This window comes from Corynebacterium sp. LK28, from assembly GCF_014335105.1.
Classification (GTDB): Bacteria; Actinomycetota; Actinomycetes; order Mycobacteriales; family Mycobacteriaceae; genus Corynebacterium; species Corynebacterium macclintockiae.
The window spans coordinates 147,631-172,890 of the sequence record NZ_PDGZ01000012.1 but is presented as its reverse complement, the minus strand read 5'-3'; the positions used below and the strand labels follow the sequence as shown (position 1 = coordinate 172,890).

The 25,260-nt window shown below is 61.1% G+C and carries 25 protein-coding genes and 4 pseudogenes; 14 read left to right on the top strand and 15 right to left on the bottom strand.

Translation table 11 applies throughout. The features are described 5' to 3' along the window. Positions 1–31 precede the first annotated feature (31 nt). Both CRD15_RS07005 and CRD15_RS07000 read right to left on the bottom strand, forming a co-directional pair. Positions 32–751 (bottom strand): excalibur calcium-binding domain-containing protein, encoded by a 720-nt coding sequence (locus tag CRD15_RS07005; RefSeq protein WP_187402218.1) that lies wholly within the window; start codon positions 749–751, stop codon positions 32–34. 209 nt (positions 752–960) lie between these two features. Continuing rightward, positions 961–2,130, bottom strand: a complete 1,170-nt coding sequence (locus CRD15_RS07000; RefSeq protein WP_034970912.1) for an acyl-CoA dehydrogenase family protein — start codon at positions 2,128–2,130, stop codon at positions 961–963. 232 nt (positions 2,131–2,362) lie between these two features. On the opposite strand from CRD15_RS07000, the gene CRD15_RS06995 reads away from it, so the two are divergent. From CRD15_RS06995 to CRD15_RS06975, 5 genes are all read left to right on the top strand, one after another. Then, a complete protein-coding gene (locus CRD15_RS06995) occupies positions 2,363–3,085 on the top strand; it encodes a DUF4232 domain-containing protein (protein ID WP_187402217.1) in 723 nt (240 codons plus the stop codon). A 21-nt stretch (positions 3,086–3,106) separates the two neighbouring features. Continuing rightward, on the top strand, positions 3,107–4,975 hold the full coding sequence (locus CRD15_RS06990) for a hypothetical protein (protein ID WP_370546914.1): 1,869 nt from the start codon (positions 3,107–3,109) through the stop codon (positions 4,973–4,975). A 79-nt stretch (positions 4,976–5,054) separates the two neighbouring features. Next, positions 5,055–5,867, top strand: a complete 813-nt coding sequence (locus CRD15_RS06985; RefSeq protein ID WP_187402216.1) for an SDR family oxidoreductase — start codon at positions 5,055–5,057, stop codon at positions 5,865–5,867. Then, on the top strand, positions 5,797–6,726 hold the full coding sequence (locus tag CRD15_RS06980; RefSeq protein WP_187402215.1) for a DUF808 domain-containing protein: 930 nt from the start codon (positions 5,797–5,799) through the stop codon (positions 6,724–6,726). Before CRD15_RS06985 ends, CRD15_RS06980 begins: the two co-directional genes overlap by 71 nt. An 84-nt stretch (positions 6,727–6,810) precedes the next feature. Next, positions 6,811–7,680, top strand: a complete 870-nt coding sequence (locus tag CRD15_RS06975; protein ID WP_187402214.1) for a patatin family protein — start codon at positions 6,811–6,813, stop codon at positions 7,678–7,680. Here the strand turns inward: CRD15_RS06975 and CRD15_RS06970 are convergent. From CRD15_RS06970 to CRD15_RS06955, 4 genes are all read right to left on the bottom strand, one after another. Then, positions 7,677–8,333, bottom strand: a complete 657-nt coding sequence (locus CRD15_RS06970; protein WP_034970916.1) for a hypothetical protein — start codon at positions 8,331–8,333, stop codon at positions 7,677–7,679. The two genes, CRD15_RS06975 and CRD15_RS06970, sit on opposite strands and share 4 nt — an antisense overlap. Positions 8,334–8,408: 75 nt before the next feature. Next, positions 8,409–9,608 (bottom strand): MFS transporter, encoded by a 1,200-nt coding sequence (locus CRD15_RS06965; protein WP_187402213.1) that lies wholly within the window; start codon positions 9,606–9,608, stop codon positions 8,409–8,411. 127 nt (positions 9,609–9,735) lie between these two features. Then, positions 9,736–10,239, bottom strand: a complete 504-nt coding sequence (locus tag CRD15_RS06960) for a 2'-5' RNA ligase family protein (RefSeq protein ID WP_187402212.1) — start codon at positions 10,237–10,239, stop codon at positions 9,736–9,738. A gap of 91 nt (positions 10,240–10,330) precedes the next feature. Continuing rightward, on the bottom strand, positions 10,331–11,641 hold the full coding sequence (locus tag CRD15_RS06955) for a metallophosphoesterase family protein (RefSeq protein ID WP_222866478.1): 1,311 nt from the start codon (positions 11,639–11,641) through the stop codon (positions 10,331–10,333). Between the two features lie 166 nt (positions 11,642–11,807). Between CRD15_RS06955 and CRD15_RS06950 the strand changes: the two genes are divergently transcribed. Both CRD15_RS06950 and CRD15_RS06945 read left to right on the top strand, forming a co-directional pair. After that, positions 11,808–12,584 (top strand): MerR family transcriptional regulator, encoded by a 777-nt coding sequence (locus CRD15_RS06950; protein WP_187402211.1) that lies wholly within the window; start codon positions 11,808–11,810, stop codon positions 12,582–12,584. A gap of 61 nt (positions 12,585–12,645) precedes the next feature. After that, entirely contained in the window at positions 12,646–13,323 is a 678-nt protein-coding gene (locus CRD15_RS06945; RefSeq protein WP_187402210.1) for a YoaK family protein, read from the top strand. A 10-nt stretch (positions 13,324–13,333) separates the two neighbouring features. Here CRD15_RS06945 and CRD15_RS06940 read toward each other — a convergent pair whose 3' ends face one another. Both CRD15_RS06940 and CRD15_RS06935 read right to left on the bottom strand, forming a co-directional pair. After that, entirely contained in the window at positions 13,334–13,753 is a 420-nt protein-coding gene (locus CRD15_RS06940) for a type II toxin-antitoxin system VapC family toxin (RefSeq protein WP_034970921.1), read from the bottom strand. Further along, positions 13,750–13,989, bottom strand: a complete 240-nt coding sequence (locus CRD15_RS06935) for a type II toxin-antitoxin system Phd/YefM family antitoxin (protein ID WP_034970922.1) — start codon at positions 13,987–13,989, stop codon at positions 13,750–13,752. Before CRD15_RS06935 ends, CRD15_RS06940 begins: the two co-directional genes overlap by 4 nt. 173 nt (positions 13,990–14,162) lie before the next feature. On the opposite strand from CRD15_RS06935, the pseudogene CRD15_RS10135 reads away from it, so the two are divergent. From CRD15_RS10135 to CRD15_RS06920, 4 genes and pseudogenes are all read left to right on the top strand, one after another. After that, positions 14,163–14,276: pseudogene (locus CRD15_RS10135) on the top strand (ABC transporter permease); the annotation flags it as partial. 16 nt (positions 14,277–14,292) lie between these two features. Further along, a pseudogene (locus tag CRD15_RS06930) lies at positions 14,293–14,661 on the top strand (ATP-binding cassette domain-containing protein); the annotation flags it as partial. Positions 14,662–14,742: 81 nt separating this feature from the next. Continuing rightward, positions 14,743–15,309, top strand: coding sequence for a TetR/AcrR family transcriptional regulator (locus tag CRD15_RS06925; protein WP_034970923.1), 567 nt, complete (start codon positions 14,743–14,745; stop codon positions 15,307–15,309). Positions 15,310–15,381: 72 nt separating this feature from the next. Beyond that, positions 15,382–16,008, top strand: coding sequence for a hypothetical protein (locus tag CRD15_RS06920; protein WP_187402209.1), 627 nt, complete (start codon positions 15,382–15,384; stop codon positions 16,006–16,008). A 6-nt stretch (positions 16,009–16,014) separates the two neighbouring features. Here CRD15_RS06920 and CRD15_RS06915 read toward each other — a convergent pair whose 3' ends face one another. The 4 genes and pseudogenes from CRD15_RS06915 to CRD15_RS06900 form a co-directional block, all read right to left on the bottom strand. Beyond that, complete coding sequence (locus CRD15_RS06915; protein ID WP_005293187.1) at positions 16,015–16,320, bottom strand: HigA family addiction module antitoxin; 306 nt, start codon at positions 16,318–16,320, stop codon at positions 16,015–16,017. 8 nt (positions 16,321–16,328) lie between these two features. Next, a pseudogene (locus CRD15_RS06910) lies at positions 16,329–16,609 on the bottom strand (type II toxin-antitoxin system RelE/ParE family toxin). A gap of 510 nt (positions 16,610–17,119) precedes the next feature. Then, positions 17,120–17,805: pseudogene (locus tag CRD15_RS06905) on the bottom strand (DUF305 domain-containing protein). Positions 17,806–17,893: 88 nt separating this feature from the next. After that, complete coding sequence (locus CRD15_RS06900) at positions 17,894–19,963, bottom strand: copper-translocating P-type ATPase (protein ID WP_255463781.1); 2,070 nt, start codon at positions 19,961–19,963, stop codon at positions 17,894–17,896. Here CRD15_RS06900 and CRD15_RS10130 point away from each other — a divergent pair. Further along, positions 19,889–20,134 (top strand): hypothetical protein, encoded by a 246-nt coding sequence (locus CRD15_RS10130; RefSeq protein WP_005293203.1) that lies wholly within the window; start codon positions 19,889–19,891, stop codon positions 20,132–20,134. The genes CRD15_RS06900 and CRD15_RS10130 overlap by 75 nt on opposite strands. Positions 20,135–20,140: 6 nt before the next feature. On the opposite strand, the gene CRD15_RS06895 is transcribed toward CRD15_RS10130, so the two are convergent. The 3 genes from CRD15_RS06895 to CRD15_RS06885 all read right to left on the bottom strand — a co-directional run bounded on the left by CRD15_RS06895 (position 20,141) and on the right by CRD15_RS06885 (position 22,454). Further along, positions 20,141–20,467: a heavy-metal-associated domain-containing protein gene (locus tag CRD15_RS06895; RefSeq protein WP_034979322.1), complete on the bottom strand. Its 327-nt coding sequence runs from the start codon at positions 20,465–20,467 to the stop codon at positions 20,141–20,143. Between the two features lie 140 nt (positions 20,468–20,607). Further along, a complete protein-coding gene (locus CRD15_RS06890; protein ID WP_005293210.1) occupies positions 20,608–21,735 on the bottom strand; it encodes a cell wall metabolism sensor histidine kinase WalK in 1,128 nt (375 codons plus the stop codon). Next, positions 21,732–22,454: a response regulator transcription factor gene (locus CRD15_RS06885; RefSeq protein WP_005293213.1), complete on the bottom strand. Its 723-nt coding sequence runs from the start codon at positions 22,452–22,454 to the stop codon at positions 21,732–21,734. The genes CRD15_RS06890 and CRD15_RS06885 overlap by 4 nt, the downstream gene beginning before the upstream one ends. Before the next feature lie 404 nt (positions 22,455–22,858). On the opposite strand from CRD15_RS06885, the gene CRD15_RS06880 reads away from it, so the two are divergent. Further along, positions 22,859–23,434 (top strand): CueP family metal-binding protein, encoded by a 576-nt coding sequence (locus CRD15_RS06880; protein WP_034973832.1) that lies wholly within the window; start codon positions 22,859–22,861, stop codon positions 23,432–23,434. A gap of 71 nt (positions 23,435–23,505) precedes the next feature. Next, positions 23,506–24,981: a multicopper oxidase family protein gene (locus CRD15_RS06875; protein ID WP_035001090.1), complete on the top strand. Its 1,476-nt coding sequence runs from the start codon at positions 23,506–23,508 to the stop codon at positions 24,979–24,981. Positions 24,982–25,260 lie beyond the last annotated feature (279 nt).

The window sequence follows — 25,260 nt, the reverse complement described above, 5'->3', positions numbered from 1 at the left end:
ACCCGACACGGGTGATGAGAGTTGTAGCGGACTAGTACCTCGGACGCTTCTCGCAGCCTACGCCGTCGCCGTCACGATCAAAACGGCTTGAGAAACCGGCATCCCGCTGGTAGATCGGACGACCCAAGCGATTCCAAACGTCCTTGCAATTTGCGTAGTACGCGCTTTGCGGGCGTGCAGGAGCTGGGCGCTTTGCCGGGGCAGGACGCTTCACCGGAGCAGGCTTCGGGGCAGGCTTTGCCGGTGCCTTCTTCGCCGGAGCAGGCTTCGGGGCAGGCTTTGCCGGTGCCTTCTTTGCCGGTGCCTTCTTTGCCGGAGCAGGCTTGGGGGCAGGCTTTGCCGGAGCTGGAGGTGCAGGCGGATTGGGGATCAAGCCCGGGAGAGGATTGGGGATAAGGCGGAGCTGAACTGCCCAGTTCAAACCAGCAGCGATGAGGGCGCCCGCCGCGAGGGTTCCGACAATCGCGCCAATAACCGTCTTCAGGTCAGTCGACCCGACTGGCTTGGAGCTAAGATCTGCTCCACCCTGCGGGTCAGAAGAAGGGTCCTGACCAGCTTCGGAATCAGGCTCCTTGCCCTCGTCCTTTTTCTTATCCTTGTCAGAGTCCTTGTTCTTATCCTTGTCAGGGTTCGGCGCCCCCTGGGAGGAGCTTCCTACAGAGATTTCAGGCTTATCTTGCGCCGCTACCGGGGAGATACCACCCATGACCAGGCTGACCGAGAGTGCGGCCACCACCACTTTTTTCATCATGGTGTAAAGATAAACCATTGTTTAACTTTTTTCTAAGCAAATACTCAGGGGGGGTAGTTTTTGCACCACCCCCTCCGAATAGGCCCTCCCGGAACTCACACCCGGTGCTGCAACGGCCAAAAACGACAAAGACTAACCCCGCGCACCGGTTAAGTGCGCGGGGCTGCGGAAGCGTCGATCACTCCCTCTCGAGAACGGGTTGTGGATTACTAGCCCAGGATCTGGCGCCCCATCACCATGCGGCAGATCTGGTTGGTGCCCTCGTAGATCTGGGTGATCTTCGCGTCACGCATCATGCGCTCCAGCGGGAAGTCGCGGGTGAAGCCGTAGCCGCCGAGCAGCTGAACGGCGTCCACCGTGACCTGCATGGCAACGTCGGAAGCAAACGCCTTGGAGCCTGCAGCCATGAGGCCCAGCTTGGCACCATCCTCAGCCACGCCACGCTCTGCATTGGACGCAGCGGTGTAGATCATCAGGCGTGCGGCGTCGATCTTCATCTTCATGTCCGCCAGCATGAACTGGGTGTTCTGAAAGTCCGCGATCGCCTTGCCGAACTGCTTGCGCTCCTTGACATAAGCCACAGCCTGGTCGAACGCACCCTGCGCGATACCCAAGGCCTGCGCACCAATAGTCGGGCGAGTGTGATCCAGGGTCTGCAGAGCGGTCTTGAAGCCGGTTCCTTCCTCGCCGATCATGCGGGAAGCCGGAACGCGGCAGTCCTCGAACAAAAGCTCAGCCGTCGGGGAACCCTTGATGCCCAGCTTGTGCTCGTAACCGGAAACACTGAAGCCCGGGTCGTCCTTGTTCACCATGAACGCGGAAATGCCGCGCGCGCCGGCCTCCGGATCAGTTACAGCCATCACGGTGTACCAGGTGGACTTACCACCGTTGGTGATGAAGCACTTGGAGCCGTTAATCACCCAGTCGTCACCGTCGCGGACAGCGCGGGTCTTCATCGCTGCGGCGTCCGAACCAGCTTCGCGCTCCGTGAGCGCGTAAGAAGCCAGAGCACCGTTAGCGATGTCCGGCAGAACTTCCTTCTTCAGCTCGTCGGAGCCCTGCAGGATCAGGCCCATCGTGCCCAGCTTGTTCACGGCCGGGATAAGGGAGGAAGAACCACAAACGCGGGCAACCTCTTCGATGACGATGACCGCTGCAAGGGAGTCGCCGCCCTGTCCACCGAACTCCTCCGGGACGTGGATAGCGTTGAAGCCGGCAGCGTTCAGAGCGTCCAGGGCTTCCTGCGGGAAGCGCTCGTTTTCGTCAACGTCCTTGGCGTATGGAGCGATCTGCTGCTCCGCCAGATCGCGGATGGCCTCGCGCAGAGCGATGTACTCGTCAGGCAGACGGAATGGTTCGAAATCGGGGTTGAAACCCATGGTTAACTCTTCGCCTCTCTAGCAATGAAGTTCAGAACGTTCTTTCCCACCGAGTGTAGTGCTCTCCGGCAAGTCGGTGATCCTAAAGGCCATATTTACAGAAAGAAGTTTGCGAGTTGCACTCCCCCTTCCCTGTGGTCTGCCCGTGCGCATATCTTTGCCCGCTCACCTTTTGATAACAAAATGTGAATCACTCTAGCCCCACCAGCACTTCACATTTACAGTAATAACCATGAAGAACTTCAGCCCCCGCCGCAATTCCCCCAGTTCCCGCTCTCCGCGTGCAACTTTTCTCGCGGGAGCAACCACGATCCTACTGGCAGGCTCCGCCCTCACAATGGCCGCCTGTGACGATGAGGACACAACCCCCTCCGAAGCAGCCTCAACAAGTAGCGCCGAAGCCGACGGAGACGCAGGACAGTCCCCTGCCGACGGTGACGGCAGCGCCAACCCCACAGCCCCCGCCTCCAACGGCAACGGCAACGGCAACGGCAACAACAGCAAGGCCGACGACGGCTCCGTCGGCAAAAACGGCATGTGCGCCACCAACAGTCTCAAGATCACAACCGCCGACCAGCAAGGCGCGGCGGGCTCCACCTTGATCAACGTCGTGTTCGAAAACACCTCAAACGAACCGTGCTCCATGCGCGGCTTTCCCGGCGTTTCCCTCGTCACGAATAACAACGGCACCCAGCTGGGTAAGCCCGCCAAGCGCGAAACCGGCGCTCCGGACGAAACGGTGAAGCTCGCTCCGGGCGCGTCCGCCGTTGCTGGGCTAAAGATCTCCAACCCGGGTGTTATGGATCCCGAGCAGTGCAAGCCGCAGCAAGCTGACGGCCTGCGCGTCTACCCACCAGAGCAGACCAAGGCCGCATACGTGCCGATGAAGGGTCTGGAAGGCTGCAGCGGCGACGTCGAGTTCCTGTCCGTGCAACCCGTTGGGCCGAAAAGCTAAACCGCCGAACGCTACTCACTAGTGCGACTCTCTATTCCCACTCACCTCACTGTCACGCGCGCTGGCTCAGCTACCAAGCGCGCCCGCTTCACCGCCCTCCTCACACTGGTGGCCGTCGTGGCGCTCGGCGTGCGCGGTTGGCAGCTGAGCCAGCGCACGTTCTATTGGGATGACTTCATCATCCCCGCGACCTTCCGTGGCGGTTCCATCGGCGATTACTTCACCAGTTACGACGGCCACCTGATGCCCGCCTCCGCGCTGGTACAGGTTGTGGCGCATCGGATCGCGCCGCTGAACTGGGCACTCCCCGCAACCCTGTTGCTTGTGCTCAGTGCTGTCGCGGCTGCGTTATGGGCGCGGGTCTGTGTGCGCTTGACCGGCCGTTCCCTCACCACTTTGGGGCTCTACACCGCTCTACTGTTCAGCCCCTTCCTTATGGACGCCGCCGGCTGGTGGTCCGCAGGCCTCAACGCTCTGGCTTGGCAGGTCGGCATGGCAGGCTTCACGCTCTGCTTCCTTTCCGCCCGAAGTTCCCCCAATCCCTGGCGCCACTCCCTCAACGCCACAGCCATCCTGCTGCTGGCGCTGTGCTTCACCGAGAAGTCCCTCACCATCGTCCCGGCTGCCGTGGCCCTCGCGCTTCTCGTCGACTGGTCTGTTAAAGGGGCCCACGATTCTTCCCGCAGCACCATTACACGCTTCTTCGCTGCTCCCGGCGCGCTTTTCCTGTTCTGGTGCGTGCTATACCTCACGCTCTGCCCGCTCCCTGCAGAAGAGCCCGCGCGCGAGTCCCTATGGTCTGGCATTCCCACCAGCCTTTTCTCCACAGTTCTTCCCGGCGCGCTCGGCGGTCCACTGTCCTGGGATCGCTGGTCACCGTCAAGCGCCTTCGCCACCGCCCCCACCTGGTGGAGCATCACCAGCGCCGCGCTGCTCCTCATCGCCGCTTTCCTCTGGTTGCGCCGCGATACCCGCCGCCGCTCCCTGGGGCTGCTGGTGATTGTGGGTTACCTCGCCATCATCTACCTGCTGCTCAGTCGCGCGCGTAGCACCACCGGCACCTCCGACTTGTTGCTGCGCTCGATGCACTACTTCGCCGACTGGTTTAGCTTCGCCGTGCTGGTCGTAGGTTGTTGCCTGTTTTCTTTAGGACGCCCCCACGCCCCCGCCCGCCCCGATGTCAGCTCTGCGGACGCGCACGCTCGCAGAGCCCGCTGGCTAGGAGTCTGCACAGTCGTGTGCGCAGTGGCAATCAGTCTGATCTCGACGTTCACCTGGGTGGGAGCCTGGCGCGACGATAGAACAGCCGATTACCTGGCTAACTTGCGTGCCTCCACAAAGCTAGACGACTCTGGACCTCCCCCGCCCCTCCTGGGGCAGCCGGTACCGCTGGATATCCTCACTCCAGTGGTGCACCCGCACGACCAAGTCTCTACGCTCACTGGCCAGCCGCCTGTCACGCAGCTAGACCACGAGCCCCGGATCATTGACGAATCGGGCCAGATTGTGGATGCGGAGGTGGTGGCGTCCGCAACAACACAGCAAGGAAAAGAACCAGAGTGCGGTGTGCGCATCACCGCGGGAGAGTCCCAGGCCATTCTGCTGGATAAACCGCTGCCTTTTGGGGACTGGACGTGGCAGCTCAACGCGACGGCAAGCACGGACATGACGCTAACCATCACCACCCCCAATGGTCTGGAGGACGCCAAGGAGACTAAAAGCCGCGCCACGAAGGTGCAGGTCGATTCGGAGTTGAAGCCGCGTTGGGTGCGGGTTTCCGGTGGCGGCGGAATCTTGCTGGTGCGGGCGGAGGCGGATTCCGGTGCATCTGATGAATACGTGTGCATCGGGGCGGGTGGCATCGGCCCGCTTGTGGCGAAGGCAGGCTAAAGCTGGAATAGTGCGCCTTTCCGTACCGTTGAGGGTGGCTAGGAAAGAACCAAACCCACCTCAAGGAGGCATTGAAGCTATGTCGACGCAGAACGCACGGAACGCACGGAACGTCATGATCCTCGGAGGCCACGGCAAGGTGGCGCTGAAGGCGTCCCCAAAGATCGTAGAGGCCGGCCACACACTAACGTCCGTGGTGCGTAACCCCGATCACGTGGCGGATGTGGAGGCCACCGGAGCCAAGGCCGTAGTGCAGGACATCGAGCAGCTAGATGTCGCAGGTTTCGAAAAGCTATTCGCTGATCAGGACGTAATTATCTGGTCCGCAGGCGTGGGCGGTGGCGATGATGCGCGCACCTACCGCGTGGATCGCGATGCGGCGATCCGCTCGATCGATGCGGCGGGTAGCAAGCGCTACATCATGGTCAGCTACTTCAACTCGCGTGCTGACCACGGTGTACCGGAGGATCACTCCATGTTCACCTACTGCGAGTCCAAGGCCGCGGCGGATGACCACCTGCGTGCCTCGGCAACGCAGTGGACTATTGTTGGGCCGTCTGCGCTGACCTTGGACGAACCGACCGCTAAGATTGAGACTCGCGCGCCGAAGGCCGACGGCACCGCCAATGGAGACGATGAGCTGCAGTCCAGTCAGGTCTCCCGCGCAGACGTCGCCACCGTGATCGCCGAGGTAGTGGATCGCCCGAACCTGGTCGGCCACTTCATTGAATTCAATAACGGCGATACCCCCCATTGCCGAGGCTCTCGACGCACACGCCGAAAGCTAAACAAACCCCACCGCACAGAAAAGAGAAATCCCCATGGCAGCTGGCCTTGCAGCACTGTTGGACGACATTGCACTTATCGCCAAGAAGGCTGCGGCCACCACTGATGATGTCGCTGCCATGGCCGGTCGTACCTCGACGAAGGCGGCTGGGGTTGTTATTGATGACGCCGCCGTCACACCGAAGTTCGTCGCTGGGGTAAGCCCGGCGCGCGAGCTGCCGATCATTTGGAGAATCACCAAAGGCAGCCTGGTCAACAAGCTGGTCATTATCCTGCCGATCATCTTGCTGCTCAGTTGGCTGCTGCCAGGGGCGCTGACTCCCCTGTTGATGCTCGGTGGTTTCTATCTTTCTTTCGAGGGCGCTGAGAAGGTCCTGCAGAAAGTCGGCCTCGTTGAGCACGAGGAGGCCGAGGGCAAGGACGAGGCAGCAGGCCAGTCCGAGGACGCAATGGTTCGCGGTGCAGTGTTCACCGACCTCATCCTGTCTGCGGAAATCATGGTGATCTCCCTCAACGAGGTGGCTCAAGAACCGCTACTGACCCGCGCCCTGGTGCTGATCGTGGTGGGTCTCTTGATCACTTTCGCCGTGTACGGCCTGGTGGGCGTACTGATCAAGATCGATGACATCGGCCTGGCACTGGTAGACAAGCAGGGCGCTAGCGAGGGCACAAAGAAGTTCGGCCTGTTCCTGGTCAAGGGAATGCCGAAGCTCCTCACCGTCATTGGAATCATCGGCACCCTTGCCATGCTGTGGGTCGGCGGGCATATTCTGCTGGTCGGCTTGGACGAGCTAGGGCTACACTGGCCGTATCACACGGTCCACCACGTGGTGGAACTCGTTGAGCACCTTGGCGGGGCGGTGACCTGGCTTGTAGAGACTGGCTTTAGCCTGGTCTTCGGCCTGCTCATCGGTGCGATCATCGTGGCTGTGATCGCGGGCATCAAAAAGCTGCGCACCCACTAAACCTCCGTCCGTAATCACCACGTATCCGCACAAGCACCACTAACGCACGCAAGCACCCGATCAACATAAGGAGGCTCCACCGCCGTGTCTGCCCAAGAGGTCGCCCTCATTCTCGAGGGCGGTGGAATGCGCAATAGTTACACCGCCGCCTGCATCGACCAGCTTCTGGAACACAACATCCACTTCGGCTGGGTCGGCGGCATCAGTGCAGGAGCCTCACACACCGTGAACTTCCTTTCCGGGGACAGGAAGCGCGCCCGCGAATCCTTCGTGGAATTTGGCGGCCATCCTAAGACTGGCGGGATGAAGTCATTGGTGCGCGGCACTGGCTACTTCAACGCGGAGTACATCTACGAAACCGCGGGCGCCCCCGGAAACGATCTGCCCTTCGACTGGGAAACCTTCCAGCGCTCCACGTCCCAGGTGTGCATCGGTGCGACCCGCGCGGATAACGGCGAGACGGTCTATTGGCGCCGCGAGGACATCAAGGATCTTCCGGATCTCATGCGTAAAGTGCGCGCCAGCTCGACTCTGCCGGGTCTCATGCCCGTGCCCACCATCGACGGGGTGGACTATGTCGACGGTGCGCTGGGTTCTTCCGGTGGCCTGCTGATCGACGCAGCTATCGAGGATGGCTTTGAGAAGTTCCTGGTACTGCGTACCAAGCCAAAGGGATACGTCCGCCCGGCTTTGCGCAGCCCACACCTGGTACGCGCCCTGCTACGCAAGCGCCCCGCCGTCGCCCAGGCGATGATCGACCGCCCGCCGAAGTACAATCTGGCCTCCGACAAGATCGCGGAACTGGAATCCAAGGGCCAGGCGCTAGTGTTCTATCCGGAGAAAATGCAGGTGAGCAACACAGAGCGACGAATAGATCGGCTGGAGCAATCCTGGAACGACGGATTGGAGCAGACCAAGCGCGAGTGGGATACGTGGATGGAGTTCCTGGGCTAGAAGATGCTCAGCAGCCCCAGGACGATCAACATCGCCGCCACTACATAGCCCGCCAGTGCCACCATCTGTTCCTTGCGGTGGCGCAGCCCATCAATAAACACCGCCAGCCCGCTTTCGGGCTTGCGCAGCACTATTCCCAACGCCAGTGCAGACAACGCCGGCAAGCTCAGCGCGAGGCTGGCATATAGAAACACGGTCAAGTACTTTCCAGCCGCGCTGATCTCCACCGTGCTCAGATAAGCCAAGCCAGCGAAGAAGGGCGCCGATGTCGCGGACTGCACCAGCCCTAGAACCATGCCGGAAAGAAAGGTGCCCAACGACGCTCTGCGAAGGGGGCGGGCCAGGCGATTGATCATCGGAGCAGGGTCGCCGCCTCGTAGCGTCAAAAAGATACTAAGAAGGCCAATAGCAATCAGCACCAGGCCGAAGATCGGCGAGGCCAAGGCCGCCTGCACCGCATCCTCAATGCCGTTGAAAAGCAGCAGTGTGACCAGCGAGAGCAAAAACACTCCGCACCAGTCCCCTGCCACCAACACCGCGGCGATAGTCGCGTAGCGCCGTGGCTTGGGATGCATCACCGCGATAGCGAAAAGCACTCCGATGAGTAGAACGTTGACAGAATCGGCCAACGCGAAACTCACGGCGTGCAGCATGCGGTGGGGTCCTTTCGGCAGATCCCCTTCGCGTAAAGATCGTTGCAAAGGGGAAGGTTTGAACTCTTGCGAACTCTAGCTAACCTTCCGGCCGTGAACAAGGAAGTACACGGCAGCACTGATGACAACCAGCCCGGCCAACATCGTGTACATCGCCTGGTAGCTAGTGGCCGAAACGATCATGCCCAGCAGGATCGGACCGAAGCCCACGCCGACGTCCAGAAGCAAAAAGAGCGTGGAAATCCCTGCACCCATCTGATGTGGCTCAACAGCCTTGACGGAGATCGCCTGCGCCGCCGGCATAAGTGAACCGTAGCCCAAGCCGGTAAGCGCACCTGCCAGAATCACCATCCAGTCCTGGGTAGAGAATGCGAGGACAACCAGCGCGATAGCGAAAGTGACCAGCCCCAGGTAGATAACGATGTTGTCGCCCTTCTGATCCTGGATTTTTCCCAGTACGAAACGCATCACGAGCGTGACCAACGCATAAGCCAAGAAGAAGTACTTCGCGCCGGTGACCAGGTTGTTGTCCTCGGAATAGCCGTTTAAGTAGGTGATCACGCCTGCGTAGCAGATACCGACCAGCAGCATAAAGAAGCCGATGGGTGCGACTTTCGGATGGACGATGGCGGAAAGGTTGAAGGTCGGGCGGTGCGGGTGCGCATGTTCACTGTGCCCATGAGCCTCTGGGGAACGCACCAGCAAGGAAAGCAGGAATGCCACGATGGACATTCCGATGACGACCTGGAACATAGTGGTGTAACCGACGGAACCGACCAGCCACAGGCCCAGTGCTGGCCCAATCGCGGTGGCCAGGGTGGTACCCAGCGCAAAGTAGCCGGTTCCTTCCGCGCGCCGTGAACTGGGAATCACGGACTGCGCGACGGCCATCACTGCGGTGCTAGCGAAGGCGTACCCAATGCCGTGGATGATGCGCACGGTAATCAATAGCCCCAGCGAATGTGCGGGAATGTAAAAAGCACAGGTCACGATGATCAGCACCAGCGCTGTGAAAAGCACTCGCCGCCGCCCCACCGCATCGACTAGGAAGCCCGAGAACACACGCGCCCCTGTTGCGCCGATAACGAAGGCGCTGGAGGCCAGACCTGCGCTCGCGTTATTGGCCGCGAATTCCTTGACTGCGTAGCCCGCCATGGTCGTCACGAGGACGTAGAAGATCATGAACTGGGCAAAATTAACTAACCATGCAAAGACAAAAGCCGGTGTTACAACCGGCTCTTTCGTTGGTGCGGACGTTAGGAACACCTTCTTCATTTAATTGTTTCTATATTTAATGCCGCGGAGCACGTTACCAAACATCTGCAGCCCCGGTGAGGCAGGGGTCACTTTTTCTGTGTTCTTTCTTCGTGACGCCCCTACGCATCCAGCCCGCAATCAGGCATCAGGAAAGCACCACGCGCTCCCCCGCGCTGGGCCTCCAATACGCCACCTCAGCTGCGGTGATGGACTTGAGCTCGCGCGGTGTGATCTGAGACAGGGCGTCAATATAAGAAGGAACAATATCCCGCGGCAGCCTTAAGCCGACCGTGAGGTGCGGCACCCAGCGCGGACCGCGACCATCGGGATTCAGCGCGCTGAGTTCGCGGGCGGCATTCTCCAGCTCGTCCGTGGCTTCGAGCAGCCACGCCACGGTCTGCTTCTTGCCTGTGCCGAAGACGACCACGCCCCGGCGACTGAGCTCCGAGGGCACGGCGGAAGGCAGGATCTCGCGGGCACGCTCCACGACGTGCGGGGCCATGTTCGGGGAGAACGTGACCGTGATGTGCGGGGTCTGCCGCTGCGGCGGGAATCCGCGGGCTGCTAGCTCGTCGAAGATCCCGCGGATGGTGGCGCACTGCTCAGCGGGCAGGTTCAGCAGGATGTTCTCAGGGGAATTGACGGACATTGTCCCCCATCCTAACTGGCTGCACCGAGACCACCGGTGCGTCGCGTTGCCCGGCGGTGCACAACTCGGCGGTGCGCAACTCGGCGGTGCGCTACTTGAAGGACACGTACTCCGGCAGGTCGGCCGGCTTGTCCAGCGGCTGCTTCTTCGGGTTCATGTCCAGCCCCAGCTCCTTGGCGAAGACAAGGCGGGTGGACTTGTAGACGCGCTCGTCGGCCTCGTCCAGCTCGAACACGCGGGCGCCACGCAGGGTGTGCATGGACCAGGTGCCGTCTTTCAACCCATAGGGGCCGAAGCCGGTGCCCGGGCAGTAGCCCAGCTCTACGCCGAAGTAGTTGCCGTTAAACGAGTTGATGTGGTCGTGGCCGCAGTAGATGCCCAGCACATCGCCGCGCTCGCGGACAGCAGTGTAGATGCCGGGGTTGAAGGCACCGACATAGACGTCCTCGTTCTTCACGCCTTCGATGCTGTGGCGCTTCTTCGCCTCGCCATGCTTGATGGGACCGTTGTGGTACGGCCCACCGAACCACATATCGCGGTGCTCGTAGGTCGGGATGTGGAAGTACATCAGGCCCGGGATCTTCTTTCCGTAGCGCTCCTCATAGCTCCGGGAAGTATCGCGGTACCACTGGATCTGGTCGCTGTGGATGTAGTCGTAGCCGGGGATCTCCTTCGTCTCCTGCCCCGCCAGTTCCTCGCCGATATAGTTGCCAGAATCCAGCAGCCAGATGGCGAATGCCGGGTTCGAGTTTGCGTTGCCCTGAACCAGCAGCGATACGTTGGATTCGCCGTGAATCGGATCGTCAGCGACGTTGAGGTTGTACTTGTACTTGCGCACGAAATTCAGCAGCGCGACCTCGTTGGCTTGGGTGCCGTCTTCCATCGAGTCTTCGTCGTGGTTACCGAAGGTGATGGCCCACGGGATCTTGCGGGATTCCATCGGCAGCACCACGTTGTTTACCGCCTGGAATGCCTGCTCGGTGGTCTTGGGCCCAGAGGAGATCACGTCGTCGTTGATCAGCGCAAAGTCCGGCTTTTCCTGATCCAACACCTTGCCCATGAACTCGATGGTGCGACGATCAGTGAGGTGATCGTCTTGAGTGTCGTTGAACTGGACGATCTTGAACTTGCCGTCGCCGTTGAACTTCAGCGGCATGTCTGCGCCGTTGCCGCCGTTGTTGTCGCCGCCGTTACCGCCGTTTCCGCGCCCCGGGCCGAAACTGGATCCTGCCAGCGAGCCTGCCGACGAGTTCCACCCCTGTGCCTGCGCAGCCGGGGCAAGTGCAGCGGTGACGCCCAGCGCCCCCGTTCCTGCCAAGAAGTTACGGCGATTCACATTGAACTGCTTGGACGCATTCTGGCCTTCCAGCTGCTGCGATTTTTTAGATGAATTACTAGACAAGGTAATTGAGTTCCTTTTCCTGCGAGAATTGAACCATCACAAGTTATCGGCCAAAGGTAAGCGCGAGGTTGCCTAAAGATGAATTCATAACAACCTCACCGCTTGACCTTGCCGTTTGACCACTTCGCTTGACCTTGCCGTTGCGGCAACCGAAAGGATGTAGCCCATGACCGAATACACGATTGGTGATGCTGCAGATTTTTTGGGAGTGACGCCCAAAGCGTTGCGCCATTGGGATTCCATTGGGCTGCTCAGCCCACAGTGGCGCACATTGGGCGACTACCGCCTCTATACCGAGGAAGATCTGCGAATCGGCGCGGCCATTGTGCTGTACCGGAACATGGGCTTCAAGCTGGCGGAGATCCCCGACCTGATTGAAGCACCTTCCGATGCTGCCCTTGACCGTGCCCTCCGCGCCCACCGGGAAGCCTTGGCGCGCAAGCGCGAAGAGGTGGAGAGCCAATTGCGTGCGGTCGAGGATTTGATAACAACAACCCGAGTGGAGGGATACACCATGGAACAGATGGACAAGATCAAGCAGTACTTCGGCGAGAAAATGCCTGCCTACCAGGAGGAAGCTCGCGAACGTTGGGGCGACACCCCTGAATACCAGCAGTCTCAGGAAAAGCTGGCCTCTATGACCGACGGCGACTTCCAGGAGGTTAAGGCCGACCACGACCGCTTCGTCGCAGATTTGGTAGCTGCCCGAGATGGTGGCGTCACCTCCGATAGCGACGAAGCACAAGAACTCGTGGAGCGGCACCGCGCCACGATCAACCAGTGGTACGAGGTTACGACCTCGCGGCAGCTGATTCTGGCGCGGATGTATGTAGACGACGAGCGTTTTGCTGAGGCATACCAGGGTGCACAGGACTACCTGCTCTCGCTGGTGGAGTACCGTGCGAAGCAGGAGGGGATCACAGACCCCAGTTGGGATGACTAGCTGAAGCAGCTAACCGGGACGACGAGGCGCCGAGCTGCACCATGGTTGCTACGATTGCGCCATGAAAGGCTACCGCACCGGAGAACACGCACTGGCTATCTACTTATCCTCCATTGCAGGGTTCGTAGATACGCTGGGCTTTTTGTATCTGGGCGGGTACTTCCTGTCGTTCATGTCGGGTAACACCACGCGCCTGACTGCGGCGGTCAATGCGGGAAAATGGGACGTCGCGATGACGGCCGGCGGAGTGATGGTGCTATTCCTCGTCGGAGTGGGGATTGGGGCGCTGATCAGTCAGCTGGGGCGGCGGTACTTGCCACGGACGCGAACGCGCGAGGTGATTCTGCTGTTCATCTGTGCCACCTCGACGATTGCCTCAGTAATGGTACTGACCGGGCACGAGCAGTGGGCGGTGTACAGCCTGTCGTTCACGGTTGGCGCTATGAATTCCACTTTCGAGCGCGACGGCGAAGTGAGCATTTCCCTGACGTACATGACCGGCACGCTGGTGAAAATGTCTCAGCGATTCGTGGCCGCGCTCTTCGGCGGCCCGCACATGGATTGGCTGCGCTATTTCGCGCTGTGGATGTCACTTGCCTGCGGGGCACTGCTAGGCGGTTGGATGTATGTCCAGGTGGGCCTGCACGCGGTTCTGGTGGTGACGGGCATGCTGTACGCGGGAACCGTGACTGCACTGATGTACCGCCAATGGCGGCGCAACCGTGGGCTCGCGGTTTAGCGCTAGTGGACTAGAGCTCCCAGGGGTTCAAATATTGCACACCCATCGGTTCAAAGTCCTTTTCATTTCGAGTCACGATTGTCAGCCCATGCACACGCGCGGTGGCAGCAATAAATAGATCAGCCTGGGGCCGCGGATCCGGAACATTCATATTGGCCGCCTCTATAGCCACTCGCTCATCAAGAGGAAGAACTCGGCCTTCGAACAGCGGAAGTAAATCCTGAGTGAACCACTTCTGCAGCCGCTGCCCCTGCACAGGATCGGTGTGATTCTTTCGGGAGATACCTAACTTGAGCTCATAGATAGTGATCGCAGAGAGAAATTGGCTGTGCAAGATCTGCGCATTAACCCACTCAAACACCCTGGGATTTACTTTCCCGGGCGGCTTCCGGAGTTCGCTAACCACATTCGTATCGAGCAGGTAGTTCATAGCTCGGGCACCCGCGGCTCGAAGTCCATCCTTACATCCTCGAGGTCAATGTCCTCTTCCATTTGCAACCGCGAAACCCAGCCTTCATTCGAGCCGGAGATCTTCCTGTAGTCATCAATGGAAAGCAATACGAAGGCCGGCTCACCTCGATCAGTAATAACAACGGGTCCCTCACTAGCCTTCCTTTTCGCGTAACTCACATCCTGATTGAACTCACGCGCACTCACGCTAGTCATGAGAACCCTCCTTTTGTAGCAACGTACCTACATTCTAACTAACCAGCCAGCACTTTTCAATACCCACAGTTAGAAACGCCCTGCTGTTATCTTGACGACACATTGTTGCTAAAGGCTGTGTGGCGACTGATCAACCGCTCACCTCCCCAACCCCAACCTCAGGAATTTTCCTCATGCTTCTAGCCTTGCGCGAAATGCTTTTTGCGCGCACCCGATTTCTTCTCATGAGCGTCATGTTGACACTCATGTCCTTGCTGGTCGTCATCATCTCCGGACTCACAGCCGGAACTTAAAAACGTTACGGTGACCTACACCGACGGTGATTCCCAGATCACCGCGTTGGACAAGCTGAACCTGACCGTCGAGCCCGGAGAGTTCGTCGCCGTCGTCGGCCCCTCCGGTTCCGGTAAGTCCACACTGCTGGCCGTTGCTGGAGCGCTAACCAACCCGGCCTCCGGCAGCCTGCCGGGCGCCCTCACCGCCGAGGAACAACTGGAGCTCGCCGCGCGCGTTGTGGGTAAGCACGGTCGTTACTCTGATGCGGAGCTGTTGGAAAAGGTTGGTATGACGCCCCGAGCTAAGCACCGCCCAGGAAGTCTGTCGGGTGGCGAACGTCAGCGTGTGGGCATCGTCCGAGCTCTCGTCGGCGACCCACAGGTGTTGCTGGTCGACGGGCGCTTGAGCGCAGCCTCCGAATAGGCACCCAAATAGGCCTCTACGCAGGCAAAGAAGCGGGTAGTAAACTAAGCAACCATGCCGAGGATCACGGAGACGACGGTAACGGAGCACCGCGCGGTCCAGCACCGAGCGGTTCTGGAGGCCGCCGAGCGGTTGATCGTTGCCGGCGGCGGCAAGGTTCCCTCCCTGGCAGAGGTGGCGGCCGAGGTTGGCCTGGCCCGCCCCAGCGTCTACCGCTACGTCTCCTCCCAAGATGATCTGATGGTTCAGCTGTTGGTGCTTAACAGCGATACCTGGCACGACCAGCTGGAAGATAAGGTCAAATCCGCCCCGTCAGAGGCCAAAGATCGCGTCTGCGCCTATGTCGACGCAATGCTTGACCTCTTCGCGCACGGCACTCACGGCCCACTAATGGCCGCCGCCCAGCAGTTTCCGGAAGCTTTCGCCGAGGAAAAAGTGCAGAAATCGCACGCGGGATTTAAGGACATCGTGGGAAGGTTTTGCCCCGAAGTCTCCGCAATCGATCTAGGCATGCTGAATGCGGCGGTGATGAGGGCGTCAGAAACCGCAAAGACCCCCAAGGATCTTGAGCGCGCAACGGCGACGCTGCACCGCATGGCGCGCGCCATCGTGTCGGGATAGACCGTCGCAACGAGCCCCCCAATTCCTTAGTTCGGCGGGGACAATCCCCGGCGACGTTGTACGCTTAACCTCATGCGAAATCGCCTTGTTGCACTCTCCATTGCCGCGTTGACGGCCCTCTCGCTTGCAGCTTGTTCGGATGATGAGACTCCGCCTGAGCCGAGCACGGCTTCGTCTTCTAAGGAGTCCGAAGAAGCTTCCGCAGCCGAAGGACAGGAAGATACTTCGGAGGAAGGGCAAGAAGATGAGGCCGCAGATAACGCAGATGACAAGGCCAAAAAGCGGCCCAACCCCACAGCGGCCAGCGACCCGAAGCCCGATAAGGTCGAGCTCGCTCCGAATGAAGCAGCCCTGGAGGGCGAGCTGATGAAGGTACGTTTCAGCGACATGACCCCTCCGGAGGACTTCGCACGAGTGGCGGACATCGTGGACGATAGCGTGGTCTACTACGCGATCAAACTCGATCCGAAGAAGCCCGTGACGGCTAAATTGGGGGCAGGCATTGGTACCCAGACCCCTGCATGGGCCATCGTTGGTAGCAGCAGTATGCCAAATGAAATGAACTGGGACTCTATGGTCGGGCGCAAAATCCGCGCTATCGCGCACCGGGATAACATGACCTTCGCGACGGACCCATCCGCTCCCCCGACGGCGGTGACGGTCGAGAACTCGGACTACAAGCCGGAGATCCTCGACTAGGGGCCGCTACGCTGAAGCAGCCTGGTATGGCCGAATATTATCGATCTCTGCTAGTGCCTTGTCCTCGGCAAGCTCAATCTCGTACTGCATCTGCAGGTTCATCCAAAACATCGGTTCGACACCAAAAAACTTGCCCAATCTCAGAGCAGTGTCAGCGGTGATTCCGCGCTTCCCGTGCACGATTTCATTGATCCGGCGCGGCGGAACCCCTATCGACACAGCCAGTTTGTGCTGAGTGATTCCAAATCCCTCAATGAAATCCTCAAGCAGAATCTCTCCAGGATGAATCGGCGGGTAAAGCTTGTTCGACATGGCACTCCTTAGTGGTAATCCTCGATGGTCATTTGTTCGGGCCCCGCACTCGTCCACCGAAAAGTGATTCTCCACTGGTCATTCACTCGAATACTGAACGTCCCCTTCCTATCACCTTTTAGAGCCTCTAGGCGATTCCCAGGAGGTACGCGAAGGGAGTCCAGGGTACTGCAGCATCGAGCTGGTGGAGCTTCTTGTTCGCCGACTTGTGGATCCGAGTATCCAGTTTCGGAACCCGCTCACGCAAAAACACCAGTTCCGTCCCTCGGTTCCCGAATGACTGGATCATGCTTCACCCTATCCCCCCCATAACGTAAAGCGTCAATAACGCTAAACGTTAAACTTGAACTCCACGACGTGTCGTTGCTAAATACCCTTTACCCTATGGACATACAGTAGAAGCTGCTAGAGATTGAGTAGATACAAAAAGTAAAAAGCGATAGCTAGGATCGCAGTACAACCTTCGAGACCGCGACGACGGCTGCTACCGTAGGCCTCGTTGCCTAACTGACACCAACGCCGTGTCCACTACTCGGGGGACACCCCCAACATTAATGCTGCCCTGCCGGCAGACCAGGGCGGCCGTGTGAGTATCGGACAATAATGCGTAGTCCTCCAAGGGTCTGGACACAGGGGCTTTCCCCTTTCCTCAGTGGTGCGACCAGAGGGAGTAGAAACATCCACCCCGGTGCACCCGCTGCGGTGACAACGACCCATCGCCCGCAGCAGGTGGCAATCGTCACGGTTATCCCTCTTTGTCAGATTCCTGTCCTCGGGATCAGAAAAAGACGGGGACCTGTCATAGGTCAGTGAGCATTTGCTGCATCTGGGCGATCTCGGCCTCCTGGTCGTTGATAATTTGTTCGGCCAGGGTGGTTGCATGGGGATTCTGGCCGTCAGCCACCTCGTCACGGGCCATGTCGACCGCACCTTCGTGGTGGGCGGTCATCTGCTCCAGGTAAAGGCGGGCGGCGCCGGTGCCCTGGGCTTCCTCAAGGGCTGTCATGTCCTCCTGGCTCATCATCCCGCTCATGCCACCCATCTCGCCGTGATCCATTCCACCTATCTCATCCATGGTCCCCATGCCCCAGAGTCGGTGACCGGCTGCTGGCCCCAGGCCTCGAGCATGGCGTTCATCCGGTCAATCTCCGGTCCCTGGGCGTCAATAACCCCCTGGGCAAACTCCACGACCTGGGCGGGGATGCCCTCCTTGGCCAGGAGCATCTCACTCATTTCCACGGTCTGCTTGTGATGGGGGATCATCATCTGGGCAAACATGATGTCCGCGTCGTTGTGATCGGCGGAGATCTCCCCGTCCTCCTCAGTCGCCGCCCTGGTGGTCTCGGTCGTCTCAGCGGTAGTCGTCACAGTGCTGGTGGCCGAGGTGGTGGCGTCGGTGTTGCCTGAGTCGGTGGCCTCACCGCAGGCGGCCAGCGCCAGGGTGGAGGCTACGGCGAGAGCGGAAAGAACAAGGGTGCGCTTTATGGTGGAGCCCTTTCAGGGTCATATGGGGTCAGTGGAGAGAAGTGATGGATCAGTGGACGGCGGTGGATTTCGGAGTAGGCGTGGTGTGTTACTCCTTCGGACTGGTGGGAGCCAGGTGGGCCGGGTCCAGATCAATCCGGCGCAACAGCTGGGCGTTCAGGGCCACCACGATGGTCGAGGCAGACATCAAGATCGCGCCCACGGCCGGGGACAGCACGAACCCGATCGAGGCGAGCACTCCGGCGGCCAGCGGCACGGCGAGGATGTTGTAGCCAGAGGCCCAGACCAGGTTCTGGATCATCTTGCGGTAGCTGGCCTGGGACAGCTCAATCATCGACAGCACTGCCCGCGGGTCATCACTGGCTAGGACCACCCCGGCAGATTCCATGGCCACATCCGTGCCGGCACCGATGGCGATACCGACCTCCGCGCGGGTCAGAGCGGGGGCGTCATTGACACCGTCACCGACCATGGCCACGCTCAAACCCCGGTCCTGCAGCTGCATGACCTTGGTGTCTTTGTCCTGGGGCAGGACCTCGGCGAAGACCTCATCGATCCCCAGGTCCTGGCCAACCGCCTGGGCCACCTGCTGCGCGTCACCGGTGATCATCGCGACCTTCACCCCGCGGTCCTGCAGGGCTTTCACGGCGGCTCGGGATTCGGGGCGGATCTTGTCCTCGACGGCCACCGCACCGATGATCTGACCGTCGCGGACAATATGGAGCACACCGGCCCCACGCCCGGTCCAGGCGCTGGTGGTGTCGGTGAGCTCGGCCGGGGTGGTGAGGTTGAACTCGCGCAGCATGTTCGGCCCGCCCACGAGGATCTCAACGCCATCGACAGTGGCCCGGACCCCCCGGCCGGAGGCGGCGCTGAAACCAGTTGCACGCATTTGCCGACGGGAGGCCTCGGGATGGGCGGCCGCGGCCGCCACGATGGCGCGGGCCACGGGGTGCTCGCTGTCGGCCTCCGCGGCGGAGGCCAGGGCCAGCAACTCGCCCTCGGTGACGCCGACAGCTGCTGCGACACCGGTGACCGCGTGCGCACCCTCGGTCAGGGTGCCGGTTTTGTCGAAGAGTACCACGTCGATGGTGCGCATCCGCTCGAGCGCCATCCGGTCCTTGATGAGCACTCCGGATTTCGCGGCCCGCTCGCTGGAGATCGCAATGACCAGCGGAATCGCCAGGCCCAGAGCGTGCGGGCAGGCGATGACCAGCACCGTGACCGTGCGCACCACGGCATCGTCCGGGCTGCCGATGATGGTCCACACCACCGCGGTGATCAGAGCGGAGATCAGCGCGAACCAGAACAACAACGCTGCCGCCCGATCCGCCAGGGCCTGGGCCCGGGAGGAGGACTCTTGGGCGTCGGCAACCATGCGTTGGATCCCGGCCAGGGCGGTGTCCCCGCCGGTAGCCTCCACCCGGATGCGGACGGTGTTGTCGGTGGCCACAGTACCGGCGACCACCTTGTCACCGGTGTCGCGGAAGACGGGACGGGATTCGCCGGTGATCATCGCCTCATCGAATTCGGCGGCTCCGTCGAGGATGGTTCCGTCGGCCGGCACCCGGGCACCGGCCCTCACCAGCACGACGTCGTCGACGGCCAGCTCGGAGATGGCCACGGTGCGGGTGGTCCCGTCGATGACTTTCTCGACCTCATCCGGCAGCAGGGCAGCCAGCGCGTCAAGCGCGGAGGACGCGGCCCCGAGAGCGCGCATCTCCAGCCAATGGCCCAGCAGCATGATGGTCACCAGCAGAGCCAGCTCCCACCAGAAGTCCAGGTCAAAACCGCCCAGCCCCAGAGTGGTGACCCAGGAGGCGACAAACGCCACGGTGATGGCCATGGCGATCAGGAGCATCATCCCGGGTTGGCGGGATTTCAGTTCGTTCCATCCGCCCTTGAGGAAAGGCGTTCCGCCGTAGACGAAGATGATCGTGCCCAGCACCGGGGGGATCCAGGTGGATCCGGGGAATGCCGGGAGGTGGTAGCCGAGCAGCTGGGCGACCATGGGGCTGAAAATAACGACGGGAAGGGACAGAATCAGCGACCACCAGAAGCGTTCCCGAAACATTGCGGTGCTGTGTCCGGCGTGTTCGCCGTGACTATGAACGTGGTGGTCGTCGTCCATGGCGGAGTGCGGGTGATCGTGGGGCATCGCCTGGCCGTGGGTGTCGGCATCTGCGTGGTGTTCGTGGCTGGCATGATGCGGGTGGTGGGTGTGGTCTGTTTCCGGAGCGGGGTGATCACCATGGTGATCACCGGAATGGTGGGGAGTACTCATGACGTTCCTTTCGCTCAACCCGGTCGGGGTCGAGATGATGGGTAAAACTGATCAGGATAAGACGGTGTAGCCGGCCTCTTCGATGGCCCGGCGAACCATCTCCGGAGGTACGACACCGGTGACCGTGACGGTGGAAACACCACCAGCAGCGAGATCAATCTGGACGTCGTCGACCTGGGGGAGGGCCTGAAGGGCCTGGGTCACGCTTTTCACGCAGTGTCCGCAGGTCAGGCCGGTGACCTGGTAGCTCGGGGAGGATCCTCCTGCTGACGAGTCGCTGGCGGCAGGGATGGAGGCGGTGTCGGCACGTGAGGCAGGTCCGCAACAGCTGCAGCCGTGGGAGACCATCGGCAAGAGGCGGGGCGGGGAGGTGATCATAGGAAAGCTCCTTCGGTTCGGTGGGGTGCGGCGATGCCGCTCTCTAGCGTATACCCCCAGGGGGTATATTTTCAGCATACCCCCTGGGGGTATATTTTCAAGGGGTGGAGGGCACGGCCCTCACGCGGGGCAGGCTGTGGTCACCGAGCAGCCTCCTCACTGTCGGGAGGGGACAGCGGGAGACGGAGGGCAAACACCGCTCCGCGACCAGGTCCGGGGGAGGTGGCGGTGAGAGTGCCGCCGTGAGCCTCGATCAATGCCTTGGAAATGGTCAGACCGATACCGGCCCCGGCGTTGTCCTGGCTGCGGGCGGCATCCCCCCGGTAGAAGCGTTCGAAGATGTGTCCGAGCTGGCCAGGTGGGATGCCCTCACCGTCATCGGCGACCTGGATGAGCGCGGTGGACGCCCCCTGTCGGTGGACGCTGATCCGGACCTGCCCGCCGGCCGGGGTGTGCCGTAGCGCGTTCGACAGGAGATTGCTCAACACCTGGCCGAAGCGTTGCCGGTCCACGAGCACCCGGGCGGTGTCCGTAATGGTCTCGACCTGTAAATCGACGCCTTTGTCAGCATAAGCTTCCCCCGCGGCAGCTGCGGCGGTATGGAGCAGATCCCCGAGCCCTTCCTCCGCCAGGTCCAAATCGATCCGGCGTTCCTGGGCCCGGGAAACATCGTCAATGTCTTCCATCAACCGGGTCAGGCGGGTGAGTTGGTCAGCCATGATCGTGTGGGTGGCATTATTCCAGTCCACGACCCCGTCCTGGAGACCATCGAGGTAGACCGTGAGCACCGATAAGGGGGTGCCCATTTCGTGGGCCAGATCAGAGAGCATCTGGCGGCGGACCTGTTCGGTGTGTTCCAGCCGGTCGGCCATGGTGTTGAAGGCATGCGCCAGGGTGGTGACCTCGGGGCCTGCTTTTCCGGCGGGCACGCGGATACGGGAGTTGCCGGCCGTTAGGCTGGTAGCGGCGCGGGTGAGATCCTGCAGGGGGGTGCGCAGACGACGCGATAACCACAGGCTGGCCAGCAGGGCACTGATCAAGGCGGTGGGTAGGGCGACGGCCAGGGTGATCAGGTTGGCGCCCCGGTAGGCCTGCTCGGCATGGAACAGCTCCAGCGAAGGGTTCTCCCGGCCGGTCATCAACATATGATCGTGGAACAGGGTCGGGCCCACCATCGTGGCCACGGCCGCGGCCACCAGCAGGCTAATCACCACGACCAACACCTGGGCGGCCAGGAAGCGGAAGGTCAGGCCGGGTCCGTGATTCATGGCTGCCCCACCCGGTAGCCCACGCCACGCACGGTGTCGATAAACCCCCGGCCCCGGGTGTCGGTGCCGAGCTTGCGACGCAAGTTGCCGATGTGGACATCGACGATGCGTTCATCACCGACCCAGGTGGTGTCCCAGACCTCGGTGACCAGGTCGTGGCGGGTCAGCACCTGGCCGGGGCGCAGGGCCAGGGCAACCAGCAGCTCGAACTCCGTGCCGGTGAGCTCCACGGTCGTCTCCCCCACCCGCACCTGGTGGGCGACGGGGTCAAGGATGAGGTCACCAACGATCAAGGGGGTGGTCACCTGCGGTGGGGTGGTGCTGGTGCGTGGACGGCGCAGCACCGCATGCACCCGGGTCACCAGTTCCCGGATGCTAAAAGGTTTGGTGATGTAGTCATCCGCCCCCAGGGTCAAACCGCTGATCTTGTCGTCCTCGCTGCCACGCGCGGTGAGCATGAGGATGTAGCAGTCCGAGAAGGTGCGGATCCGTCGGCACACCTCCAGGCCGTCGAGTTCGGGCAGCCCCAGGTCCAGCACCACGACATCGGGGGAAAAGCGACGGGTCTCGTCCACGGCCTGGGTGCCGGTGTGCGCCTGGCGGGTATCGAACCCGGCCCGGATGAGGTAGGAGGCCACCATCTGAGCCAGGGGTTGTTCATCATCGACGACCAGCACCCGCCCCGGGGGCGTGGCGGTGGTCGGTGTGTGGTCAGCCATAGACCCCAGTATCGCTCCGGCCAGGGGGGAATACCATCCTCGCTCAGTGCCCGGCGGGGAATCTTCATCAAATCTTCAAACATCACCCTTCGACCGCCGTCACCCCTGTGCCCCATCCCGCGTCGTCGGCATCGCCTCCCCTGGTCGGTTCAGCAGGCGCCACCAGGGATTTCACTGCTTGCACCGCATACCCGGGGCGGGTGGAAGGACATCGCCCACGGCTGTGGGGTGGTGTTCCGGTGGTGACCCAGCCCACCGAATTCACCCCCCTTTTCGCCCTGTTATAAGACTGTGAGCAGGGCTTTTGATTTCTAGCCCGTCAGGCACCCGTGCTAGATAAAGGTATGGCATCGACCTTGAGGCGGTGTCTTCTCATGGCCCAGCCACGATCCAAGGAGATTGACGTGAAACGAGCAGCGATCGCAGCCGCCGCCCTTGCCCTCGCCCTCACGGGGTGTTCGGCCGCCGACCCGGAACCCACCGCCGATGGGACGGTGTCCCAGGACACATTCCTGACTACCCATGGCCTGGCCGGCATGGACGCGGTGGAGATTATTGATCACCTCGACCGGCAGAAGGTCACTGAGCGTCCCACGGATCTTATCGCCTCAGTGCGTAACGATGAACTGCTGCTCTCGAGCGATGATCAGGAAGTCGTGGTTGATCTTCCCGACAATCAGACGTATGTCTCGATCGCACCCTATCTCACCTCCACCCACGACTGCTTCTACCACAGCCTCACGACCTGCCAGGGGGAACTCGACAATGAGGATATCCAGGTCACGATCACCGATGAGGCGACCGGTGAGGTGCTGGTGGACGAGGCGACAACCACCTTCGACAACGGGTTTGTCGGCTTCTGGCTTCCCGATGATGTCACCGGCCTGATTGAGGTCAGCTACCAGGGGCGTACCGCCACCACGGAGTTTTCCACCACCGACGACGGTGCCACCTGTGTCACAGACCTGCGCCTGACGTGATGGCTCAGCAGGATCCTCACCTGCGCCTGTCTCCCGTGTCACTGAAATCTTGCACCAAGAAAGGTTAAATCATGACGAACACGTTTTCCCGACGACAGTTTCTGCTCGGCGGGCTCGTCCTCGCCGGCACCGGGGCCTTGGCCGCCTGCACCAGCGACCCTGGACCCGCTGCCTCGGCACCAGGTTCCTCCCTTCGCCCCACCCCCACTGCGCTCGGTGAGCCGACGGTGCGCCGGACACTGACCGCCCGGCCCCTCTCCCTGGATATCGGCGGCATCGAAGCCAAGACGTGGGGATACGTCTCTGACACCGGGGATGCGGCCATTGAGGCCACTGCCGGCGACGTCCTCCAGGTCGATATCACTAACGAACTGCCTGAGAGCACCTCCATCCACTGGCATGGCATCGCACTCCACAACGCAGCCGACGGTGTGCCCGGCATGACCCAGGACCCCATTGAACCTGGCGCGTCTTTCTCCTATGTTTTTGAAGTCCCCCACGGTGGCACCTACTTCTACCATTCCCACACCGGCCTGCAGCTTGATCGCGGCCTCCACGCCCCACTGATCATCCGTGACCCGCAAGACGCTGAAGACCAGGACGTTGAGTGGACCATCGTGCTCGACGACTGGGTCGATGGCATTCAGGGCACTCCCGACGATGAGCTCGACAAGCTCACCGGAATGGGTTCGGGCGACCATAACGGGGGTATGGGAATGGGAGGTCACGGCCAGATGATGCACGGCACCCCGGACCGGGTACTGGGCGGGGATGTCGGCGATGTGATGTATCCGCACTACCTCATCAACGGACGTATCCCCCGTGCTCACCGGACCTTCGAGGCTCGCCCGGGCGACAAGGCCCGCCTGCGGTTTATCAACTCCGGCGGTGACACCATCTTCAAGGTGGCCCTCGGTGGTCACCGCATGACCGTCACCCACACCGACGGCTTCCCCGTCCAGCCCCGGGAGACCGAATCGATCTACCTGTCGATGGGCGAGCGTGTCGACGTCGAGGTCATCCTCGGCGACGGCATCTTCCCGCTCACGGCTTTGGCGGTGGGTAAGGACGACCGCGCCTTCGCCGTCATCCGCACCGCCGGCGGCCAGGCCCCCCACCCCGATGTCGACTTCCCCGAGTTGTCGTCCACCGGACTGCTCCTGTCCTCCCTGAAGCCAGCAGACCGTGCACTCCTACCCGAGGACACACCAGACCGAGAAGTCAGCATCGACCTGGGCGGGCAGATGATGCCGTATGAATGGAGCATTCTCACCGACGGCCAATCCTCCTCCGCGACCGTGCAGGAGGGCCAGCGCCTGCGGATGGTCATGCGCAACAGGACCATGATGCCCCACCCCATGCACATCCACGGCCACACGTGGGCGCTGCCCGGCAGCGGCGGACTACGCAAGGACACCGTCCTTCTCCGCCACGGTGAAACCATGATCGCCGACCTGATCGCTGACAACCCCGGTGAGTGGGCATTTCACTGCCATAACGCCTATCACATGGAAACCGGGATGCTCAGCTCGCTTCGCTACGAGTAACCCCCACAGCAGGGTATCGAGCGAGATGCGAAGGTAAATGGCAGCACGTGTTGTTATACGACTAACACTAGCGCGCCTTAGGTTACGTTGAACTTGAACTCCACGGAGTGTCGGCGATAACTAACCATTTGATGCGCGCGTGCGGAATTAACAACGAAATACCGCTAAAACAGACAACATATGGGGTGCACAGAAACACATATAGGTTCTGCGGAAAACCTATAGGGCGCGTCGCTAAAAACCGCTGTGCGCGGAAAACATAAAGGGTTTACGGACCCG

Bases quoted from the DNA above. Each gene is read 5' to 3' on its own strand.
- CRD15_RS07005 (WP_187402218.1), bottom strand. From the start codon at position 751: ATGATGAAAAAAGTGGTGGTGGCCGCACTCTCGGTCAGCCTGGTCATG.
- CRD15_RS07000 (WP_034970912.1), bottom strand. From the start codon at position 2,130: ATGGGTTTCAACCCCGATTTCGAACCATTCCGTCTGCCTGACGAGTAC.
- CRD15_RS06995 (WP_187402217.1), top strand. From the start codon at position 2,363: ATGAAGAACTTCAGCCCCCGCCGCAATTCCCCCAGTTCCCGCTCTCCG.
- CRD15_RS06985 (WP_187402216.1), top strand. From the start codon at position 5,055: ATGTCGACGCAGAACGCACGGAACGCACGGAACGTCATGATCCTCGGA.
- CRD15_RS06980 (WP_187402215.1), top strand. From the start codon at position 5,797: ATGGCAGCTGGCCTTGCAGCACTGTTGGACGACATTGCACTTATCGCC.
- CRD15_RS06970 (WP_034970916.1), bottom strand. From the start codon at position 8,333: ATGCTGCACGCCGTGAGTTTCGCGTTGGCCGATTCTGTCAACGTTCTA.
- CRD15_RS06965 (WP_187402213.1), bottom strand. From the start codon at position 9,608: ATGAAGAAGGTGTTCCTAACGTCCGCACCAACGAAAGAGCCGGTTGTA.
- CRD15_RS06960 (WP_187402212.1), bottom strand. From the start codon at position 10,239: ATGTCCGTCAATTCCCCTGAGAACATCCTGCTGAACCTGCCCGCTGAG.
- CRD15_RS06950 (WP_187402211.1), top strand. From the start codon at position 11,808: ATGACCGAATACACGATTGGTGATGCTGCAGATTTTTTGGGAGTGACG.
- CRD15_RS06945 (WP_187402210.1), top strand. From the start codon at position 12,646: ATGAAAGGCTACCGCACCGGAGAACACGCACTGGCTATCTACTTATCC.
- CRD15_RS06940 (WP_034970921.1), bottom strand. From the start codon at position 13,753: ATGAACTACCTGCTCGATACGAATGTGGTTAGCGAACTCCGGAAGCCG.
- CRD15_RS06935 (WP_034970922.1), bottom strand. From the start codon at position 13,989: ATGACTAGCGTGAGTGCGCGTGAGTTCAATCAGGATGTGAGTTACGCG.
- CRD15_RS06925 (WP_034970923.1), top strand. From the start codon at position 14,743: ATGCCGAGGATCACGGAGACGACGGTAACGGAGCACCGCGCGGTCCAG.
- CRD15_RS06920 (WP_187402209.1), top strand. From the start codon at position 15,382: ATGCGAAATCGCCTTGTTGCACTCTCCATTGCCGCGTTGACGGCCCTC.
- CRD15_RS06915 (WP_005293187.1), bottom strand. From the start codon at position 16,320: ATGTCGAACAAGCTTTACCCGCCGATTCATCCTGGAGAGATTCTGCTT.
- CRD15_RS06900 (WP_255463781.1), bottom strand. From the start codon at position 19,963: ATGCCCCACGATCACCCGCACTCCGCCATGGACGACGACCACCACGTT.
- CRD15_RS06895 (WP_034979322.1), bottom strand. From the start codon at position 20,467: ATGATCACCTCCCCGCCCCGCCTCTTGCCGATGGTCTCCCACGGCTGC.
- CRD15_RS06890 (WP_005293210.1), bottom strand. From the start codon at position 21,735: ATGAATCACGGACCCGGCCTGACCTTCCGCTTCCTGGCCGCCCAGGTG.
- CRD15_RS06885 (WP_005293213.1), bottom strand. From the start codon at position 22,454: ATGGCTGACCACACACCGACCACCGCCACGCCCCCGGGGCGGGTGCTG.
- CRD15_RS06875 (WP_035001090.1), top strand. From the start codon at position 23,506: ATGACGAACACGTTTTCCCGACGACAGTTTCTGCTCGGCGGGCTCGTC.